A 17,097-nucleotide genomic window follows, 5' to 3' on the forward strand; every position below is an offset into this window, starting at 1 on the left:
CCCCCTTTATTGTTCAATGGGTTCCCTATAATGCCTACGCACTAACTCCTTAAACAATTCCCCTCTTTCCTCATAACTTTTAAACATATCCCAACTTGTACAAGCAGGAGACAGGAGAACAACGTCACCAGGTCTTGCCTCGGCAATTGCTTTCTCAACACCGTCAGCAAAACTCGAAGCCCGAATAATTCTCTCAACGCCTTCATCTCTTGCCGCCTGTTCCATCTCGTCCGCCGCCATTCCCAACAAAACCAGACTCTTAACCCTTACTTTAACGATTTTCATAAAATCATGAAAGTCGAGCCCTTTATTTTTACCTCCGGCAATTAGGACTAAGGGTTCTTCAAAAGCCAGCAAAGCCTTAGCCGCCGCATCCGTGTTAGTTCCTTTGGAATCGTTCACGAAAAGAATATCGTCAAAGGTGCCGACAATTTCTTCTCTGTGTTCTACCCCCGGAAATTCTGCAAGGCCTTCGGCAATCTCGGTCCAAGAAAGCCCCAAGGCCTTAGCTGCTGCTGCGGCAGCCATGACATTTTCCAAATTATGTGCACCGCGCAATTGAAGCTTCCGGCGTGAAATGATAGGAATGATTCTACCGTTTTGCGCATAAACAATGTTGTCTTGATGTAAGCTGATACCATTTTCCAGAAATGATGTGGGGCTGAAATAAAGAACTTGGCCCGTCAATGCAGCTCCTAACTCACGAACATAGGGATCATCCCAATTTAAAATGGCTAAATCAGTTTCCATTTGATTCTCGAAAATTCGAGCTTTTGCTGCCAAATAGTTTTCTATCGAACCATGTCGATCCAGATGATCAGGAGTAAGGTTTAATAAGGTTGCAATATGAACTCTAAGTTTATGTATAAACTCTAATTGAAAACTCGATAACTCTGCAACAACAATCCCTGTCTCATCCATTCCTTCAACTTGTCCACTCAGAGCAACTCCGATATTGCCCGCTACTATAGATGGCCTGCCTGTCCGTTTGGCTAATTCTCCAATCAAGGACGTCGTTGTCGTTTTGCCATTAGTTCCTGTAACCCCAACACAAAGAGCAGGACAATCAAACATCGCCAGTTCAACCTCGCTCCAAACGTCTGCCTTCTGGCTCAGAGCGTCTTGAACCAAGGAAAGTTTTGGCGATACTCCTGGCGACAATACCAAAAGATCCGGATTAATATCTCGATACTCCGGTACAAAACCCGTCAACAAATGTTTATCATCAAGATTCAAACGTTCAACACCTTCAAGTTGTTCTAAGGACTTGCCATCAGTCAAAAAAACTTCTGCTCCTAATTTCTGGAGCTTACGCACAGCAGCCTGACCGCTAAGGCCTGCCCCGATCACCAAAACACGTTTATTCATCCAGTTATCCTCCATCGTGTTACGGGGACGGTCCTTTTAACACATTTTTTGGAACATTTTGGGGTAAAGCGTGTTAAAAGGACCGTCCCCCCAACACGCTGCGACAAATGTCGCCCTTCAACATTTAGCTTAGGGTTGGCATGTAGGCAACAATTCCCAGAATTGCACATGCTAAAGCCACCGCCCAGAAAACAAGAACCACCTTCCACTCGCTCCAGCCTCCAAGTTCAAAGTGATGGTGGAGAGGGCTCATGCGAAAAACCCTTTTTCCAGTAGTCTTAAAGGAAGCAACCTGAATAATGACAGAAAGCGCTTCCACGGCATATAACCCCCCAACAATAATAAAAACAAATTCGCTTTTAGTAAGAACCGCCAGGCAGGCTAAAGCCCCGCCCAAAGCAAGAGATCCTGTATCGCCCATAAACACGCGGGCAGGATGAGCATTAAAGCGCAAAAATCCTAAACATCCGCCGGCTAAAGCAGCGGCGAAAACGGCCATATCCGTCTCATGAGCTAAAACTGCCACTCCCTGAATAGCTGCCATCAGGGCGATAACGATATAGCCCATCCCGGCAATCATTGTACTTCCGGCGGCTAAACCGTCCAATCCATCGGTAAGATTTACAGCGTTAGTCATTAGCACAATGACAAGAGAAATTAAAACATAGTAAAACCAACCCAATTCAAGATGCACTGAGGTAAAAGGAATGGAGACATCAGTCCCTCTGCCTAACCAACGAACTGATATCCACATTAGCACAAAGGCCAAAGCAAACTGGCCAATAAGTTTTTGATAAGCGCGAAGTCCCAAAGAACGATGCATAACGACCTTTATAAAATCATCAATAAATCCGATGAGTCCAAAACCCAGCGTCGTTCCGACAAGAGTCACCATTTCCAGGGAGGTAGGTTGTTCTGCACAAAATAACGAACCGGCAATAATCCCGACAAGAAATATTATTCCTCCCATAGTCGGTGTTCCGGTCTTTTGCAAATGTCGTTTGGGACCATCATCCCGTACCGTTTGACCGAACTTTAGTATCCTTAAAATAGGGATCACAAAAGGACCCAAAACTAATGTGATTATTAGGGCTAACCCTCCAGCCATGACCAAACGCTCAGACATGCGCTATTCCATCCTTTTCTCTGATCTTTCGAGTTGTGCGGTGATCTCTTCCATTCTCATTCCCCGCGAACCCTTTATAAGCACCCAGGTTCCTGGGCCGCAATCTGTCAGAAGATCGCGGGCTTTTCTTACAGCCTCTTCACGAGTATCGAACATATAAATCTGATTTGCAGGGTATCCGGCCATTCGCGCTCCATAAGCTATATCCTGAGCCAATTTCCCCACCGTAAGCAAAGCACTGATTCCAAGTTCGGCAACAGTTTGACCAACCTCACGGTGCCCCGATACTGCGGAGGAACCCAACTCGTACATTTCCCCCAAAATGGCAATGGTTTTATTTTCCATTGCCCTTTCTCTAAGAATTTTTAAAGAAGCTTGCATGGAGACAGGATTTGCATTATAGACATCACTAATCAGCGTCGTTTCAGAAATTCCTGGCCGCAGCTCTAAGCGCATTTTGGAAAGTTCCAGTTCACGCAGACCTTTGCATCCTTCCGCTAAGGAAATATCAAAGGCTGTCCCCACAGCAAGGGCTGCCAAAGCATCTAAAACATTATGCCTGCCCGGCAAGGGCAGAAATGCTTCTTCTTTCTGCTCGCGGAAATTCACAAGAAATTTCGTCCCCAGAGCTCCCTCAGGACCAAGCTGCGAACCTTGAATATCGGGAGAGATTAATTCCTCACTAAGGCCATAGAACAATTTCACATGCGAGTCAAAACTTGCCTTACGGACAGATTGTTCATCTTCAGCATTCAAAATGGCAACACCTTCAAGGGGAAGGGCATCAATAAGTTCCCACTTCGCTTGGGCAATTCGTTCCTGAGTCAAAAGCAATTCCAAGTGAGTTGTGCCGATATTCGTAATCACTCCGATGTCAGGCTTCCCAATATCACACAAAGCCTTAATTTCACCCAGTCCCCGCATGCCCATTTCCAAAATTAAGATCTCTGTCTCCGGGGGGGCATTTAGAATCGTCAAAGGAAGCCCTAACTCATTGTTATGATTCTCCTTACTGCGATAGACTTGAAAACGCTGAGCCAAAACTGCTGCAATCATATCTTTAGTTGTAGTTTTCCCATTACTCCCCGTGACTGCAACGACCTTTGCTCCAAGTTCGATGCGCCAAAAACGGGCCAGCTCTTGAAGAGCTTCCTGCCCGGAATTAACCAAAAGGAGCGCTTTCCCCTCAGGGGCCCGTGGGATCTGTCCTCGTTTCTTAAAGTATCCTTCTTCCGCAATAACCAAAGCTGCCCCTTTTTCCCAAGCAGCGTTAACATACTCGTGTCCGTCCACTCGTTCGCCGGGAAGGGCAAAGAACATCTCCCCGCCCTGTGCCTGACGACTATCAAGAATACACCCTCTCACTTCAACCTTTGGGTCTCCGTATAAAGTCCCTTTGGTGATCTGAGCTGTTTTTTCAGCCGTCCATTTAAACATATCCCAGCCTCCTTAAGGATTCTCGGGCAACTTCACGGTCGTCAAAGGGATGAACCTCTGTTCCAAAAATTTGGTAAGTTTCATGCCCCTTGCCGGCAATTAAAACTGTATCTCCCGGTTTAGCCATGTGGCAAGCTTTCTCAATGGCTTCTCTGCGATCAGGCAAGGCCAGGTAATCTGTAGTTGAGATACCTTGAAGTATCTCTTGAATAATCAGCTGCGGATCTTCAGTTCGCGGGTTATCCGACGTCACAATCAGGAAATCACTCTCTTGTGAGGCAACCCTTCCCATTAGAGGCCGTTTTCCCCGGTCTCGGTCTCCCCCACATCCGAAAACGGTAATCAGCTTTCCTTGAGTGAAATCTCGTGCTGTACGAACAACATTTTCCAAGCCGTCAGGTGTATGGGCATAATCAACAATGACTTGAAAGGGCTGCCCACAGCGAACACTCTCAAAGCGCCCCGGAACACCGGGAATTTCGGCCAGAGCCTCAGCCACGTCCTTAGGATCATAGCCTCGCTCCACTCCCCAGACAAAAGCTGCCAGGGCGTTATAGACACTAAAAAAACCCGGTGTAGCGTAGGTGATATCCTGAATCTTCCCCTCAAAGCGAACCTTAAAAAGCACGCCATCAGCGGTAACCTGCACATACTCAGCCCGATAATCTGCTTCCTGATTATGGATCCCATAACTCACCACCGGAGCGCTTGATACCTTAACTAATTTCAAAAATGCCGGATCATCTCCATTAAGAATACTGAATTTCGGTTGTTTTTCGCCCTTCAGATTGGCGAACAATTTAGATTTAGCATTTAGGTATTCTTCCATAGTTTTATGATAGTCCAAGTGATCTTGTGTTAGATTAGTAAAAATACCCACATCAAATTCGCAGCCGGCTACCCGTCCTAAATCCAAGGCATGCGAAGAAACTTCCATGACGGCCACACTTACCCCTTCAGAGACCATTTCTCCTAAAAGTTTCTGAACCTCGATGGCTTCCGGTGTAGTTCTATCCCCCGGAATTTCCCGCCCATCAATCCGAGCACCCAAGGTGCCTATAATACCGGCTTTTTGCTTCTGATGTGAGGCGATTTTTTCGATGAGATACGTTATCGTTGTCTTCCCGTTGGTTCCCGTCACGCCGATCAATTCTAATCGTTCACTTGGAAAGCCATAAATGACAGCTGCAATTGGTCCCATCGCTTGACGAACACTAGCGACTTTTACCTGCGGAACTTCAAGAGGCAAAAAGCGTTCAACAAGCAAAGCTGCCGCTCCCGATTTAACAGCAGCTGCCGCAAAATCATGTCCATCCACTTTAAAACCTGGAACACAAGCATAAAGCTCTCCTTCTTTTACGCGGCGAGAATCCATGGCTATCCCTTTAATTAAAACTTCAGTATCCCCCGATGAATCCTGAACTTTAACGTCATTCATTATTTCAGACAGTGATTTTGCCATCGCAGGCATACCTCATCATCCCTTCATACGCTTTATTAATTAGTATAGACAATTCATTCCAACAACAGACCTAACTTCTTCATTATTGTCCCAAAGGACTCGCCGAAATAGGGACACGCCCTGCCAAACTATTAATCGCTTCAATGTCTTCGTCGTCATCTTCCCACCAATGAGCAAGTGTCGGCGCAGCTGCATCCTTACCAAGATAGAGAAGTACATTCGATCCTTCCTCGACTTGGGTATCTCCATGAGGAATCTGATCAAGAACCGTCTCACCCTGGCCATCTGTTTGAACTTTGAAACCAGCCTCACTTAACGTTTTTTCCGCCTCAGCAACGGGCATTCCCAAGACAGAAGGAACCGTTGCAGCTTTCTTCAGCGGCGGAAACTCCAAACCGGGCATCGGTTTCCCTGGTACCAAAGGAGCTTGGGGATCCGGCTTCACTCCTAAATATTTCAAAGAATCAAGCATAACACTTTGAACGACTGGCGCAGCAACAGCCCCTCCAAAAAAGGGCACTCCGTCAATTACTGCCAGGATAGCCAAGCGTGGCTTATCTGCCGGAGCAAAAGCCACAAAGGACGCAATGTATTCACCTTGTATATAGGATCCATTGACGACTTTTTGAGCCGTTCCTGTCTTTCCCGCCACTCTGTATCCAGGAAGAAACGATCGACGACCCGTCCCATTCGTAACAACAGACTCCAGAATTTCCCGTTCCAATTTAGAGGTATCTTCACTGATAACGCGGCGGACCTCCTCCTTCTCGAAAGGAGTAACGACTCGTCCACTTGGTCCGACAATCTCTTTCACCAGCTGGGGTTTCAATAGCGTTCCGCCGTTGGCCACAGCAGAAACTCCCGTCAAGAGCTGAATAGGCGTGACATTGTTCGTCTGCCCGATGGACATAGTTGCCAAATCTAGAGCTGTCGCTTTTTTCTTATTTGCTAAAATGCCCCGAGCCTCTCCGGACATCTCAATTCCTGTCTTTTGTCCAAATCCGAATTCGCGCAAGTATTTATAAAACGTGTCCATGCCCAAACGCTGTCCCATTTCAATGAAACCGGGATTGCAGGAATTCTCAGCGACCTGCACAAACGTTTGATCCCCATGCCCTCCTGCTTTCCAGCAGCGCACGTTTTTACCCAAAACGGTATAAGCACCCTTGTCAAAAAAATGTTCCGTTGGTTTAATTTTCTTTTCCTGTAAGGCTGCAGCCAAGGTAATAATCTTAAAGGTTGATCCCGGTTCATAACCATTTTGAACGGCAATATTTCTCCTCGCGCTGGGATCGGCATCCTGATAATGATTAGGGTCAAACCCAGGAGTGGAAGCTAAAGCAAGCATTTCTCCGGTATTAGGATCCATGACTAAAATCGAGGCACTTTTCGGTGATTGTCCGTTCATATTAGTACCTTGCCCAGCCATTAATTTCTTCAGTTCTCGTTCGGCAAAGGCCTGGATGTTTGCATCAATGGTTAAACGCACTGTATTCCCCTGCTTGGGCGCCAAATACTGATGCTCGGCTTGAGGCAGGGGGATGCCATTGGCTCCGAATTCCTGGAGTATACTCCCCGGAACTCCTTTCAGCTCCGAATCCCTGGTTAACTCTATTCCTTCAAGCCCCTGATTGTCAATCCCAGCAAATCCGATAATATGACAAGCTAAGGTTCCTTGGGGATAATACCGTTGACTGTCCTCGGTAGTCCCTATTCCGGGGAGCGCTAGCGCTCTGATTTGAGCCGCAACTTCAGGTTTAACCTGCTTTTGGATATATTCTAAAGCTGAACGTTTAGTTATTCGCGCCTCTATATCTGCCTCAGATTTTCCCAAGAGTTTAGACAAGGTTAGGGCTGTCTCCTTCGCTTTGCCTGCCTGTCTTACCTCAGCAGGAATTGCATAAACTGTCTCAGTGCTGATGCTCATAGCTAAAACATTTCCATTTCGGTCCTCAATATTTCCTCGTTTAGGAGCTACCGGAACCCCCCGATAATGTGAATCATCTGCTTTCTTACGCAAATCAGCCCCTTGGCTTAGCTGTACAAAACCCAAACGAATGATTAGGACAACTAAAAAGGCACAGACACAGAAAAAAAGAAAGGCGATTCGTTTACGCATGACAACTAAAGGACTCACGTGTCCTCACCCCTACCTTTCCAGGGATTCCTGCGTACCCAAAGCGCCCTTCTTCTTAACGTTGTGTAGAAGCAAAGAAACTTGTAAATAGCTTTGAAAATTGATGCAGTGGTGTAGGTTTAGCCTCGGCAGTTTGTGTGTTGGTAACTTTGGGCGGCGTAGTCCCCGTTTGATTTTTGACCGCAGAAATAGTACCAGCCATATACACTGTTCCCGCTGGCTTTTCCATGCCCATAGACAGCGCAACGCTCTCGATCCGACTCACTGACCTCAATTTATCAGCCTCTAACTGGAGAAGATCTTTCTGCTCCTTGAGCGTAGAAATATCCGTTTGTAAAGCTCTGATTTGTGCGCCTTTAACAACCGTCAGTTGAATCGTTTCCGCTCCGACAGCTCCAGTCAATCCAACTACGAAGGCCAGCATCAAAATACTTCTCCCATGATGAGACGACCTTTTTCTCTTTTTTATGATTCGTTGGCTTTGTCCGTCAGGTCTTAAGTCTATCGGCTCTTGATACATCATCTTTTCCTGCGCCACTACCAAGGGTATTCCTCCTCCTTTTGCTTTAGACCCTTATATTTTTTCAGCAATCCGCAATTTTGCACTTCTGGCCCGCGGATTTGTTTCAATCTCTTCTTCAGTAGGAAAAATGGGTTTGCGCGTTAATATTCTGGCCACTGCCTTAGCCCCGCACCGGCAAAGCGGTAATTCCGGAGGACATGTGCAGCGCCCCAGCCAAGATTTCATTCGTTCTTTAACCATTCGGTCCTCAAGGGAGTGAAACGTAATTACGCCCAAGCGGCCTCCTTGGTCCAAGCACCTTAAAGCCTGATCCAAAACACGATCGAGAACTCCCAGCTCATCATTTACAGTGATGCGAATGGCCTGAAACGTTCGTTTTGCTGGATGGGGACCCTCTCGTCGAGCAGCCGCAGGAACAGCGGCTTTAATGACGTTTACTAAATCTCCCGTCGTCTCCAGCGGCCTCTCTTGGCGTTTTTGGACAATAAATTGGGCAATTCGCTTAGCCCATTTTTCCTCACCATAATCCCAGATAATCTTAGCCAAATATTCTTCGCGCCAAGTGTTCACGATCTCTCTCGCTGTGATGGGACTTTCTGAATCCATACGCATATCGAGAGGTGCGTCCTGCATATAACTGAACCCTCTCTCAGCTTCATCCAGCTGAGGAGAGGAGACTCCCAGATCAAAAATTATGCCTTTGACAGGTCGGAGATCCAATTCCAACAGGGTCTTCTCTAAATTTTCGAAATTCTCTTTCACTAACAAAACGCGTTTATCTCCGCTAAAAAGATTTTGAGCGTGATAAATCGCCTGCTCATCCTGGTCAAAACAAATTAATTTCCCCTTGGAGTCAAGTTTCTCTAGAACTCTCCGACTATGCCCAGCTCCGCCAAGGGTGCAGTCAACATAAATTCCTGAGGGATCAGTAACCACTCTGTCGACGGTCTCTTTCAACAAAACCGTTACATGCTGAAAATCCAAATTAACCCGTTCCTTTCTATATACCAAGCTCTACCAAGGATTCAGCAGCACTAGCGTAATCAGCTTCTGCCTGCCGACTATAGTCTGTCCAGAGTGTCTGGCTCCAAATTTCCACCCTGCTGGACACCCCGACAAGAATTAAATCCTTTTCCAATTGCGCATATTCGCGTAAATTAGCCGGCAATAGAATTCTGCCCTGCTTGTCCAATTCACATTCCGTTGCTCCCGAAAAAAAGAAACGAACAAAGGCGCGAACATTAGGTTGAGTAAACGGTAAAGCGCGAAGTTTCTCTTCCAACACATTCCACTCGGCGATGGGATAGACAAACAAACAATGATCCAAGCCTTTAGTTACAATAAAGCGTTCTCCTAAGGCTTCGCGGAACTTTGCCGGTATAATCAGCCGGCCTTTCCCGTCAATTGTATGAATGTACTCCCCCATAAACATGTTGTTCGCCCCACTTTACCCCACTTCATCCCACTATTCTCCATTCAACAAGATTTTCCTGCTCTAAAATGAAAGTTTTCCAAAGAAAATTAAAAAATAGGAATAAAGTCCTTAGCTTCGGGGACACTTGGCCAATCCACACTGCAGGAGTATGCGTAATAAGATGCGGTTGGCGATAAGCTCGTCCGCTTATCGTCATGACCAGCGGCTTATATCAGGATTACATGGGATTTGGCACGAAAATATATCGCAAAAAAATGGCTGCAGCTAAAATAGCAGCAACCATTGTGTTAGTAAATAATTCTTTTGAATCTAAACCATATGCAATGGTTTTCCCATGATCCCATGAGCAGCCTCCATGATAGTCTCGGGAAGTGTAGGGTGGGCGTGAATTGTTCGGGCAATGTCTTCGGACTGAAGTCCTTTTTCCACTGCGATCCCTAACTCTGCAATTAAGCTGCTGGCCTGTGGTCCCATAATGCTTGCTCCTAAAACAATCCCTTTCTCATCCGCTAAAATCTTAACCATCCCAACGCTTTCGCCTAAGGCTAGGGCCTTGCCATTAGCCGAAAAGGGGAATTTACTGACCCGATAGTCAATACCGGAAGTCTTAAGCTCCTGTTCAGAGTATCCGACGGAAGCAATTTCCGGATGAGTAAAGATGGCACTGGGGATAGCCTTGTAACTCATCGAAACGGAACGCCCTGCTATGTGTTCTGCGGCAATAATTCCTTCAGCCGAAGCAACATGGGCTAACATAATTCCCCCGATCGCATCTCCGATCGCATAAACATGAGAAAGATTTGTCTGCATTTGCGCATTGACTTTCAAGGCGCCTCTTTCTAATTCCAAACCAAGGTTAGCCGTGTCAATGCCTTGCAAATTAGGCTTGCGTCCCGTCGCCAAGAGGACGCGGTCGGCCGGAATCGCCTTAATTCCTTTAGCATCTTCGACCCGCACAATGAGGTTGTCACCCTCTTGACAGATCTCTTTGACAGCCGTCTTGGTAAAGATCTCCATTCCGCTGCGTTTAAGCAACGGATTCAAGCGCTTAGGAATTTCCTCATCAATTGTCGGCAAGAGAGTTGGGAGCATCTCCACAACCGTTACTTTTACACCGAAGGCCTGAAAAACTGAAGCAAATTCTAAACCAATGACTCCCCCGCCTATAACAACCAGACGCTTCGGCAACTCCGTTTCATTTAAAAGTTCATCACTTGTTCCCACACCGGGAAGAGCTGCACCTGGTATTGGAATACGAACCGGTACTGACCCCGTAGCCAGTATAATATTGTCTGCATCGATTGTTTCAAAGCCTGCGTCCGTCGTTACTTCGAGCTTTCCCGGTTCTTTAAACTCGCCCCAGCCTTTGATAACCCGAACATTGGCCGACTTGAGTAATTTCTCTATCCCTCCGACAAGGGTATTAACCACCTGATCCTTACGAGCCATTACTTTAGCATAATCTACTCCTTTTTCTCCTATGGACAGCCCAAATTCTTCAGCATGCTGGATTTCACGCCAGAGATCTGCACTTTTAACAAGAGCTTTGGTCGGAATACATCCTTTGTTTAAACAGGTTCCTCCCAAGCGCTCCCCTTCAATCAGCACAACAGATAAGCCTAGTTGAGCAGCCCTTAAAGCACAGACATATCCACCCGGCCCGCCGCCAAGAATCCCAACCTGATAAGACACAGCTTCCACTCCTTCCACCATCTTTCTATAATATTTCGACTTTCTCCAACATTTTCCCTGCTAGCACTTTGGCGGGGAGGATTTTAAATTGAAAGCATAAAAACATAACACCTATACTATTCGCTGTATGTATCTTATGTATACGATTAGGACTATTGCAAAAGCCCCTAAAGACGAAAGTGAACTGTTAACGAAGGAGCCACCCCCACTTATAGAAGTGGGGGGCTTAAAAACTGGATAAAAGTGCTCCTCCCTGTAATTGACAGTTTACTATTTTGGCTGTCACACAGGGGGAGCATATAGAAATCAAAACGCACTTTATAGGGCTAATTTACTTGTTTATAGTTTATCGAAAACTATTGCTGCGTCTCTTTGGGATTTATAACGATATTTTCTTTCAGGTGTCAAAAGAACTCTAGTAAGCAGAAGCTCCAGGGATAAATAAGATTTGACCGGGATAAATCAGGTCTGGGTTACGCAAATCATTGGCCAGTATAATAGCCTGCATCGTTGTTCCATAACGTTTAGCAATTTTGTATACAGTGTCACCTTTTTTAACGACATAAACTTCATGAGCTGGAGTTGGTTCCGGCATAGTGCTGTGCACCATTGGTTCCGGAGGACACGGCATCGGGGGGCAAGGCATCGGACAACAAGGATCTGCATACATTCCTTGATGCATTCCCGCTTCCGGCATCCCCATCATTCCGGGCATAGCTTGAGCACCCATCATTCCAGGCATTGCCTGAGCGCCCATCATTCCAGGCATTGCCTGAGCGCCCATCATTCCAGGCATTGCTTGAGCACCCTGCATTCCAGGCATTGCTTGAGCACCCTGCATTCCTGCCATTCCTTGAGCATCCGGAGCCATACCTGACATTCCTGACATTCCACCCATACCAAGTGTAGGATTATAAGCAACGGAACGTAATTCCATATTAATTTCCTCCTTCAGTGTTCAGATCATTTAACATTAAGCGGCTGTTTTTCCTTTTGGTTAATAACAATATATGGTTTGCCAGTTATATTGTGTATGTACCATGAATTTCTTGCTATTTATTTGCATAACTATTTTCCTCATTGATGAATGTCCCATTTTAAGGATTGCATGTACCATTTCCATAACATCTAGCGAGAAAAGCCAACAGTAATTTATAATATTCACCCAGAATTCATCGCTTTCCAATTGACGCTTTAAAGTTAGTCCAAGTTTTTAGCTATTTCTTTAAAGAAATCCCGTTTTAGCTAGTCTTAACACAAATGAAGCCAACGACTGCACCCTCTACCAGGGGAAAAACTCATTGCTTGGAGAAGCGGTAAAGCCTATAAAATTGCGTGAGGGGAGATAGCAAAAAAGAGCCGACGAAAGTCAGCTCCCCCATGTCCCTGTAGCGCTAAAAAGCACTTTAACCTTTTCCCGTAATTGCCTCATTAAGCTGGGCAACTAATTTATTAGGATCCCGCCCATGAGTCAAGGCGGCTCCTTCCAGGCTTTCCGTAGCCGATGAAGGGCAGCCGAGGCAATGCATACCCAACTCTAAAAAAATCTGAACCGTTTGAGGATATAATTTCAATACTTGACCAACTGTCATCTCTTTTGTCAGCATTTCCTGCTCTCCTTCCTACACTGTTTATCCAATTCTAAGACTTCCACTTCCATCATGGGAGTAGTCCCTCTTCACTGCTATCCTGATCCTTTAATAACTTCCGATATCCACTAACAATTTATAAATATGTTCCGCTAACTCTTTACTTAACGTTCCTGTTCCGCAGCTGGGGGTAAGCATACTCTGCTGCCGCAGCAGAGACTCATCCACACCCCGTTTAACAAGTTCCCGAATATTGTCTTCCAGGCGTCTTCTAATAGTGTCACCACTTTCCTCCCAGGCATTATTATTTGTAGGCACAATCCCCCAGGACAGAATTCCCCCACGCTGCAAAAATTCATTGAGAGGCTCCCCTAAGACCATCATACTAGGCATATAGCTATAAGCATCAAAATTAAGGACTTTGATTGCGGAGTCAAAAATTAGTGTCCAATCCATTCCCGCACAAACATGAACCCCTGGAATTCCCCGCTGCCTGACAATTCCTCCGGCAATGATATTTAACTCCTCAATAAGCTGGGTTCTGTCGAGAGTCACGTGTGTAGAGGCACCAAAAGCATAGAGACCAGGATCATCAATAGTCATCAGTACCGGTAAGCCAAAGGATTGGAGTCGTTTCGTCTGCCACTCCGCATGCATCGCCAAGTTCTTGACCAGCATATCCCTTAAAGTTTCGTTATAATAACTGGCTTTTCTCTGATTATCCGTTATCTGCATTCCCAAAGTCAATGAACCGCTAAGCTGTCCCTTTAAGAGGACCGCATTGCGAGTTCCGTTTAATTCCAAGTCGCGGCAGAACAATTCAAAACCTTCCCCGCCTGCGTCACTAAAACCGAATTTTTGCAAAGCCTCTTCATCACCGTCCAAGGCCTTCAAATATAGTTCAAAGAAAGCAGTCATCCGCTCAGTCCAGTCTTTCGCTTCAATCTGGAACTTTGGGGCATTAACATCCTCGATAACCCCTGTTTCCAACAATGCATTAAGATATTGGGCCACAAAGGAACTTTCAGCCCCCAGTCCGGGAAGCTGGGGCCAATGAGGCGCTCGCGGGATACTCGACCAGATTAACTCCAAAGCCTCTTCGCCCCTAGTATGAGGGACACTGCCAACCCCCGAAATCAAGAAATTCGGTTTAAACTGAATGTTATACATTGGCCTAACCCCTTTCCTGCTGATACTTTAAAGAGAAAACTTAAAGGACAAGGATCTAAAATCCCAATTTTTCAGCAGATGCCACAAATAAATTCCATCTGCGTAGTGAAAAGCTCCCCAGACCAGGATAAAACCAACAAAAATTCCCGGTACCAGCAAAAATGGCAAGTAACGCCCACCAATGCGATGGATATCATGGACACGAAGAGGAAACAGCAAACAACTAAACAGCAAGTAGCCGAGCAAAGGAACGTATACTGGAATTCCCCAGGACAATGCGGCCCAGCCAAGGGCAACTAAAACTGCAAAGTAATAACGTCGTTCAAGCCAATAAAGAACTCCTAAGACATGAGGAGCATTAGGCAAATGGGGAGCGGCGACACCAACCTGTAATAGCCTCATAAGAATGCCTAACATGCTTACCAATCCCCAAATCAGCCAAGGAGATTGCTCCTGCAATGACTCGATGCCCGGCCATAAATGGACAAACCAAGGACTGAAATTCGTCGGAATACGATATAAAACCGAGGTGATCAGCCCGCCAATTAAGCCTTCCCGTGCCAGAACAAGCAATCCGTTCCAGAGCCACGCATTGCGCAAACGCCTTCTCGGTTTAGCCGCTCCTAATTCTTTATAACGCCATGTAACAGAACGGATATTCATCCAAGTTATGAAAATCATCAAGAACGTCCAGAATCCCGAAACTATCGGTTCTTTTGCCCAGACAGGACTGGGCAGAGATAATGATTCTGCCTTGACCTCTCCCCAAGATCCTTGAATCGTATTACCTTGCACCACCAAAGATTGAGCATCGGGCAGCCCGGTTACCGAACTCGGCATGGCTCTAATGACAAAAGCCAAATCAGGCTGAACCTTAGCTGCTGCTTGCTGCAAATAGGTCTGAGCCGTTGAATCGGAATCTAACCCCTTACCCACTGTCCAGGCCCAGAGGGAGGGGTGAATCATTTTTTCCGCAGAAATCCTAACCGCATCTTCAGGCTTAGCAAGCCGACTGGAAGGAACCCCGGCAACGGGTAATTCTGCCCATATACCCATCCCCGCCTGATCGGCCGTTTTCAGCCAGAGCTCATCAGGGTACTGACCAATGAAGTAGATAAGATTGATTCCTTTGCGCTGTTCACCCTTAAGCCAAGACGCCAATTGCCCAGTATGACGAATCTTGTATTCCTCATCAGGGGTTAAGGCTTCGCCTTTAATGGCAAGCGCTTGATCATTCAAAAGCCATTTCCCGGACGAAAAAGCAATCGTCCTTAGTCCAAGAGGAATTGCTAAATCATCAATATCTCCGCGGTTGTTCGTTACTGTCAGATGCAGCTGATAGAGAAAAGGAGATTGGGGGGTCCAGCGCCGGGCATTCGGAACTGTAAACAGGAGATTAACCGCTTGATGATCAGCATTATTCTTGGGCTGAACCGTGATAGTCTGTTCGGCAACACCGGCTGATCCGTCAGAAATAACCCCATAAACCGTCCAAGGACCTTCAGGGGTAAAGTCATGGTGCCAAAGCTCTGTAGTAACTGCAACCTGGGCAGTCGCATTATTCCAGGTAACCTTAAGCTGCGGCTCTGTCAACGTCGTTTCAACAACAGCCTCTAAATTAACGTCCCCGGTAATTCGTCCCAATTCCGGCCAGGATGACCCTAAAAACATGGTTCGCTGCTGAATACTTGAGGAAAGTGCAACGATTAAAATATTATCTTCTCCATAACGAAATGCCTTGGGAGGTATCTCTACAACGTCTGCCCCGCCGCTTCCCTCAAAGTCTCCGATTTTATCAGGGCTTGTTGTCCCATTTAAGTAAACTGACACATGCCCCTGCACCCCGTTTAAGGTAAGGAGCATGGTTCTGGAGCTCCATTCTGCCGGCACACGAAACCGCTTCGCCCCTATGGAAAACATTTCACTTGAAGGTAATGTCATAGGACGCCCGGCAGTTAAAATAGATTGGTTAGTTTTCCCTTGAGAACGTTCAGATTCCGTTGTCCAGGCCTGCCGTAACGAAGAAAAGCGATCCCACGTCCCATCCAAAGCTTGCGTATAACGGCTTGAACTTATTACATTTTGGCTCACTTGGAGAGCCAGTCCTGCAGGGTTGTGCCAGTTCCACCATAATGTTCCGATTAATAAAACAAATGCTGCTAAAAAAACAATGATGCGTCGATTGAACATAATAGCTCCCTCAATATCCAGAAGATTTATACGCATTATATTCGTGCAAAACCTTAAAAACCCTTGCCTTTAAAAAAATAAACCCACTTGGCAGAGGGTGACTTTGTCACTGCTGCACAAGAGGGTTCATTGGTCATTCATAACAATCCTGATCAGTTTAGCACCTCATCCTGGCGGCATTCCGGACAGATACCATAGAATTCCAGACGATGGCCAAGAATTACAAAACCGGATTTTTCCTGCGCTTCCTGAGAAAGATCAATGAGGGGGCGATGAAAATCTACGACCTTACCACATTTTGAACAGACTATGTGATAATGATTATGAGGATTGCCGTCAAAACGGCTTGACATATCCCCGTAAGACAATTCTAAAAGATGTCCATGAACTTTAAGCATGTTCAATGTATTATAAATGGTCCCTAAACTCACGCCTGGAAACTTCGCTTTGACATGATGATAAATCTCATCGGCAGTGGGATGAGTCGTAGTACCAAGGAGAAATTCCAAAATTGCCTGTCTCTGAGGCGTAAAGCGGACACCTTTATCCTTTAATTGCTTAAGAATTTCTATCGCATCCAAAGAGAAAACCCCCTTTCCTTATAATTAAAATAATTTTTAATTAAATTTTAAACTAATGTAAGTTATTTGTCAATGAAAAAGGAGAGTCATAACTCTCCTTTTTGTGATCCTTCAATCATGCCGTCAATTAAGCTGGATTTGGTGCTTCAACAGGACAAACACTAGCACAGGAACCGCAATCAATGCAGAGATCTGCATTAATAACATATCGATCTTCGCCTTCACTAATGGCAGAAACTGGGCATTCCCCTTCACAAGCACCACAACTGATACAATCGGTACTAATAACATATGCCATGATTAAACATCCCCTTTTTCTCCAACTTCAAAGTCAATATACCAAAGCTTAAGAAAAAAGGCAAGCATAAAAACGATGTTTCAGGGCAT

Annotated in this window: 15 protein-coding genes; all 15 read right to left on the reverse strand. The window is 45.8% G+C overall.

All coding sequences use genetic code 11. The features are described 5' to 3' along the window. Positions 1–6 precede the first annotated feature (6 nt). Positions 7–1,368, reverse strand: coding sequence for a UDP-N-acetylmuramoyl-L-alanine--D-glutamate ligase (gene murD, locus DEAC_RS14445; RefSeq protein WP_152671410.1), 1,362 nt, complete (start codon positions 1,366–1,368; stop codon positions 7–9). A 124-nt stretch (positions 1,369–1,492) separates the two neighbouring features. Continuing rightward, a complete protein-coding gene (mraY, locus tag DEAC_RS14450) occupies positions 1,493–2,494 on the reverse strand; it encodes a phospho-N-acetylmuramoyl-pentapeptide-transferase (protein ID WP_047810785.1) in 1,002 nt (333 codons plus the stop codon). A gap of 3 nt (positions 2,495–2,497) precedes the next feature. Continuing rightward, on the reverse strand, positions 2,498–3,931 hold the full coding sequence (locus tag DEAC_RS14455) for a UDP-N-acetylmuramoyl-tripeptide--D-alanyl-D-alanine ligase (RefSeq protein ID WP_047810786.1): 1,434 nt from the start codon (positions 3,929–3,931) through the stop codon (positions 2,498–2,500). After that, positions 3,924–5,402 (reverse strand): UDP-N-acetylmuramoyl-L-alanyl-D-glutamate--2,6-diaminopimelate ligase, encoded by a 1,479-nt coding sequence (locus tag DEAC_RS14460; RefSeq protein WP_047810787.1) that lies wholly within the window; start codon positions 5,400–5,402, stop codon positions 3,924–3,926. Before DEAC_RS14460 ends, DEAC_RS14455 begins: the two co-directional genes overlap by 8 nt. Before the next feature lie 73 nt (positions 5,403–5,475). Further along, positions 5,476–7,530 carry a penicillin-binding transpeptidase domain-containing protein gene (locus DEAC_RS14465; RefSeq protein ID WP_047810788.1) on the reverse strand — a complete coding sequence of 685 codons (2,055 nt, stop codon included), beginning with the start codon at positions 7,528–7,530 and terminating at the stop codon, positions 5,476–5,478. A 55-nt stretch (positions 7,531–7,585) separates the two neighbouring features. Beyond that, positions 7,586–8,074, reverse strand: a complete 489-nt coding sequence (locus DEAC_RS14470; RefSeq protein WP_047810789.1) for an FtsB/FtsL family cell division protein — start codon at positions 8,072–8,074, stop codon at positions 7,586–7,588. Between the two features lie 30 nt (positions 8,075–8,104). Continuing rightward, on the reverse strand, positions 8,105–9,037 hold the full coding sequence (rsmH, locus tag DEAC_RS14475) for a 16S rRNA (cytosine(1402)-N(4))-methyltransferase RsmH (RefSeq protein ID WP_047810790.1): 933 nt from the start codon (positions 9,035–9,037) through the stop codon (positions 8,105–8,107). A 16-nt stretch (positions 9,038–9,053) separates the two neighbouring features. Beyond that, entirely contained in the window at positions 9,054–9,485 is a 432-nt protein-coding gene (gene mraZ / locus DEAC_RS14480; RefSeq protein WP_200903144.1) for a division/cell wall cluster transcriptional repressor MraZ, read from the reverse strand. Between the two features lie 312 nt (positions 9,486–9,797). Then, positions 9,798–11,201, reverse strand: a complete 1,404-nt coding sequence (gene lpdA, locus DEAC_RS14485; RefSeq protein WP_047810791.1) for a dihydrolipoyl dehydrogenase — start codon at positions 11,199–11,201, stop codon at positions 9,798–9,800. Positions 11,202–11,595: 394 nt separating this feature from the next. Continuing rightward, positions 11,596–12,117: a LysM peptidoglycan-binding domain-containing protein gene (locus tag DEAC_RS14490; RefSeq protein WP_053006449.1), complete on the reverse strand. Its 522-nt coding sequence runs from the start codon at positions 12,115–12,117 to the stop codon at positions 11,596–11,598. A gap of 469 nt (positions 12,118–12,586) precedes the next feature. Further along, positions 12,587–12,787, reverse strand: coding sequence for a DUF1858 domain-containing protein (locus DEAC_RS14495; RefSeq protein WP_047810792.1), 201 nt, complete (start codon positions 12,785–12,787; stop codon positions 12,587–12,589). Between the two features lie 90 nt (positions 12,788–12,877). After that, complete coding sequence (locus DEAC_RS14500) at positions 12,878–13,939, reverse strand: methionine synthase (protein WP_047810793.1); 1,062 nt, start codon at positions 13,937–13,939, stop codon at positions 12,878–12,880. Between the two features lie 27 nt (positions 13,940–13,966). Further along, the gene (locus tag DEAC_RS14505) at positions 13,967–16,165 is read right to left on the reverse strand and encodes a glycoside hydrolase family 2 protein (protein ID WP_242847168.1); all 2,199 of its coding nucleotides are present in this window, start codon (positions 16,163–16,165) and stop codon (positions 13,967–13,969) included. Between the two features lie 116 nt (positions 16,166–16,281). Then, entirely contained in the window at positions 16,282–16,710 is a 429-nt protein-coding gene (locus tag DEAC_RS14510) for a Fur family transcriptional regulator (protein ID WP_047810795.1), read from the reverse strand. A 127-nt stretch (positions 16,711–16,837) separates the two neighbouring features. Beyond that, positions 16,838–17,008 carry a DUF362 domain-containing protein gene (locus DEAC_RS14515; RefSeq protein ID WP_047810796.1) on the reverse strand — a complete coding sequence of 57 codons (171 nt, stop codon included), beginning with the start codon at positions 17,006–17,008 and terminating at the stop codon, positions 16,838–16,840. Between the last annotated feature and the right edge of the window lie 89 nt (positions 17,009–17,097).

The sequence above is a fragment of the Desulfosporosinus acididurans genome (assembly GCF_001029285.1).
Taxonomy (GTDB): Bacteria; Bacillota; Desulfitobacteriia; order Desulfitobacteriales; family Desulfitobacteriaceae; genus Desulfosporosinus; species Desulfosporosinus acididurans.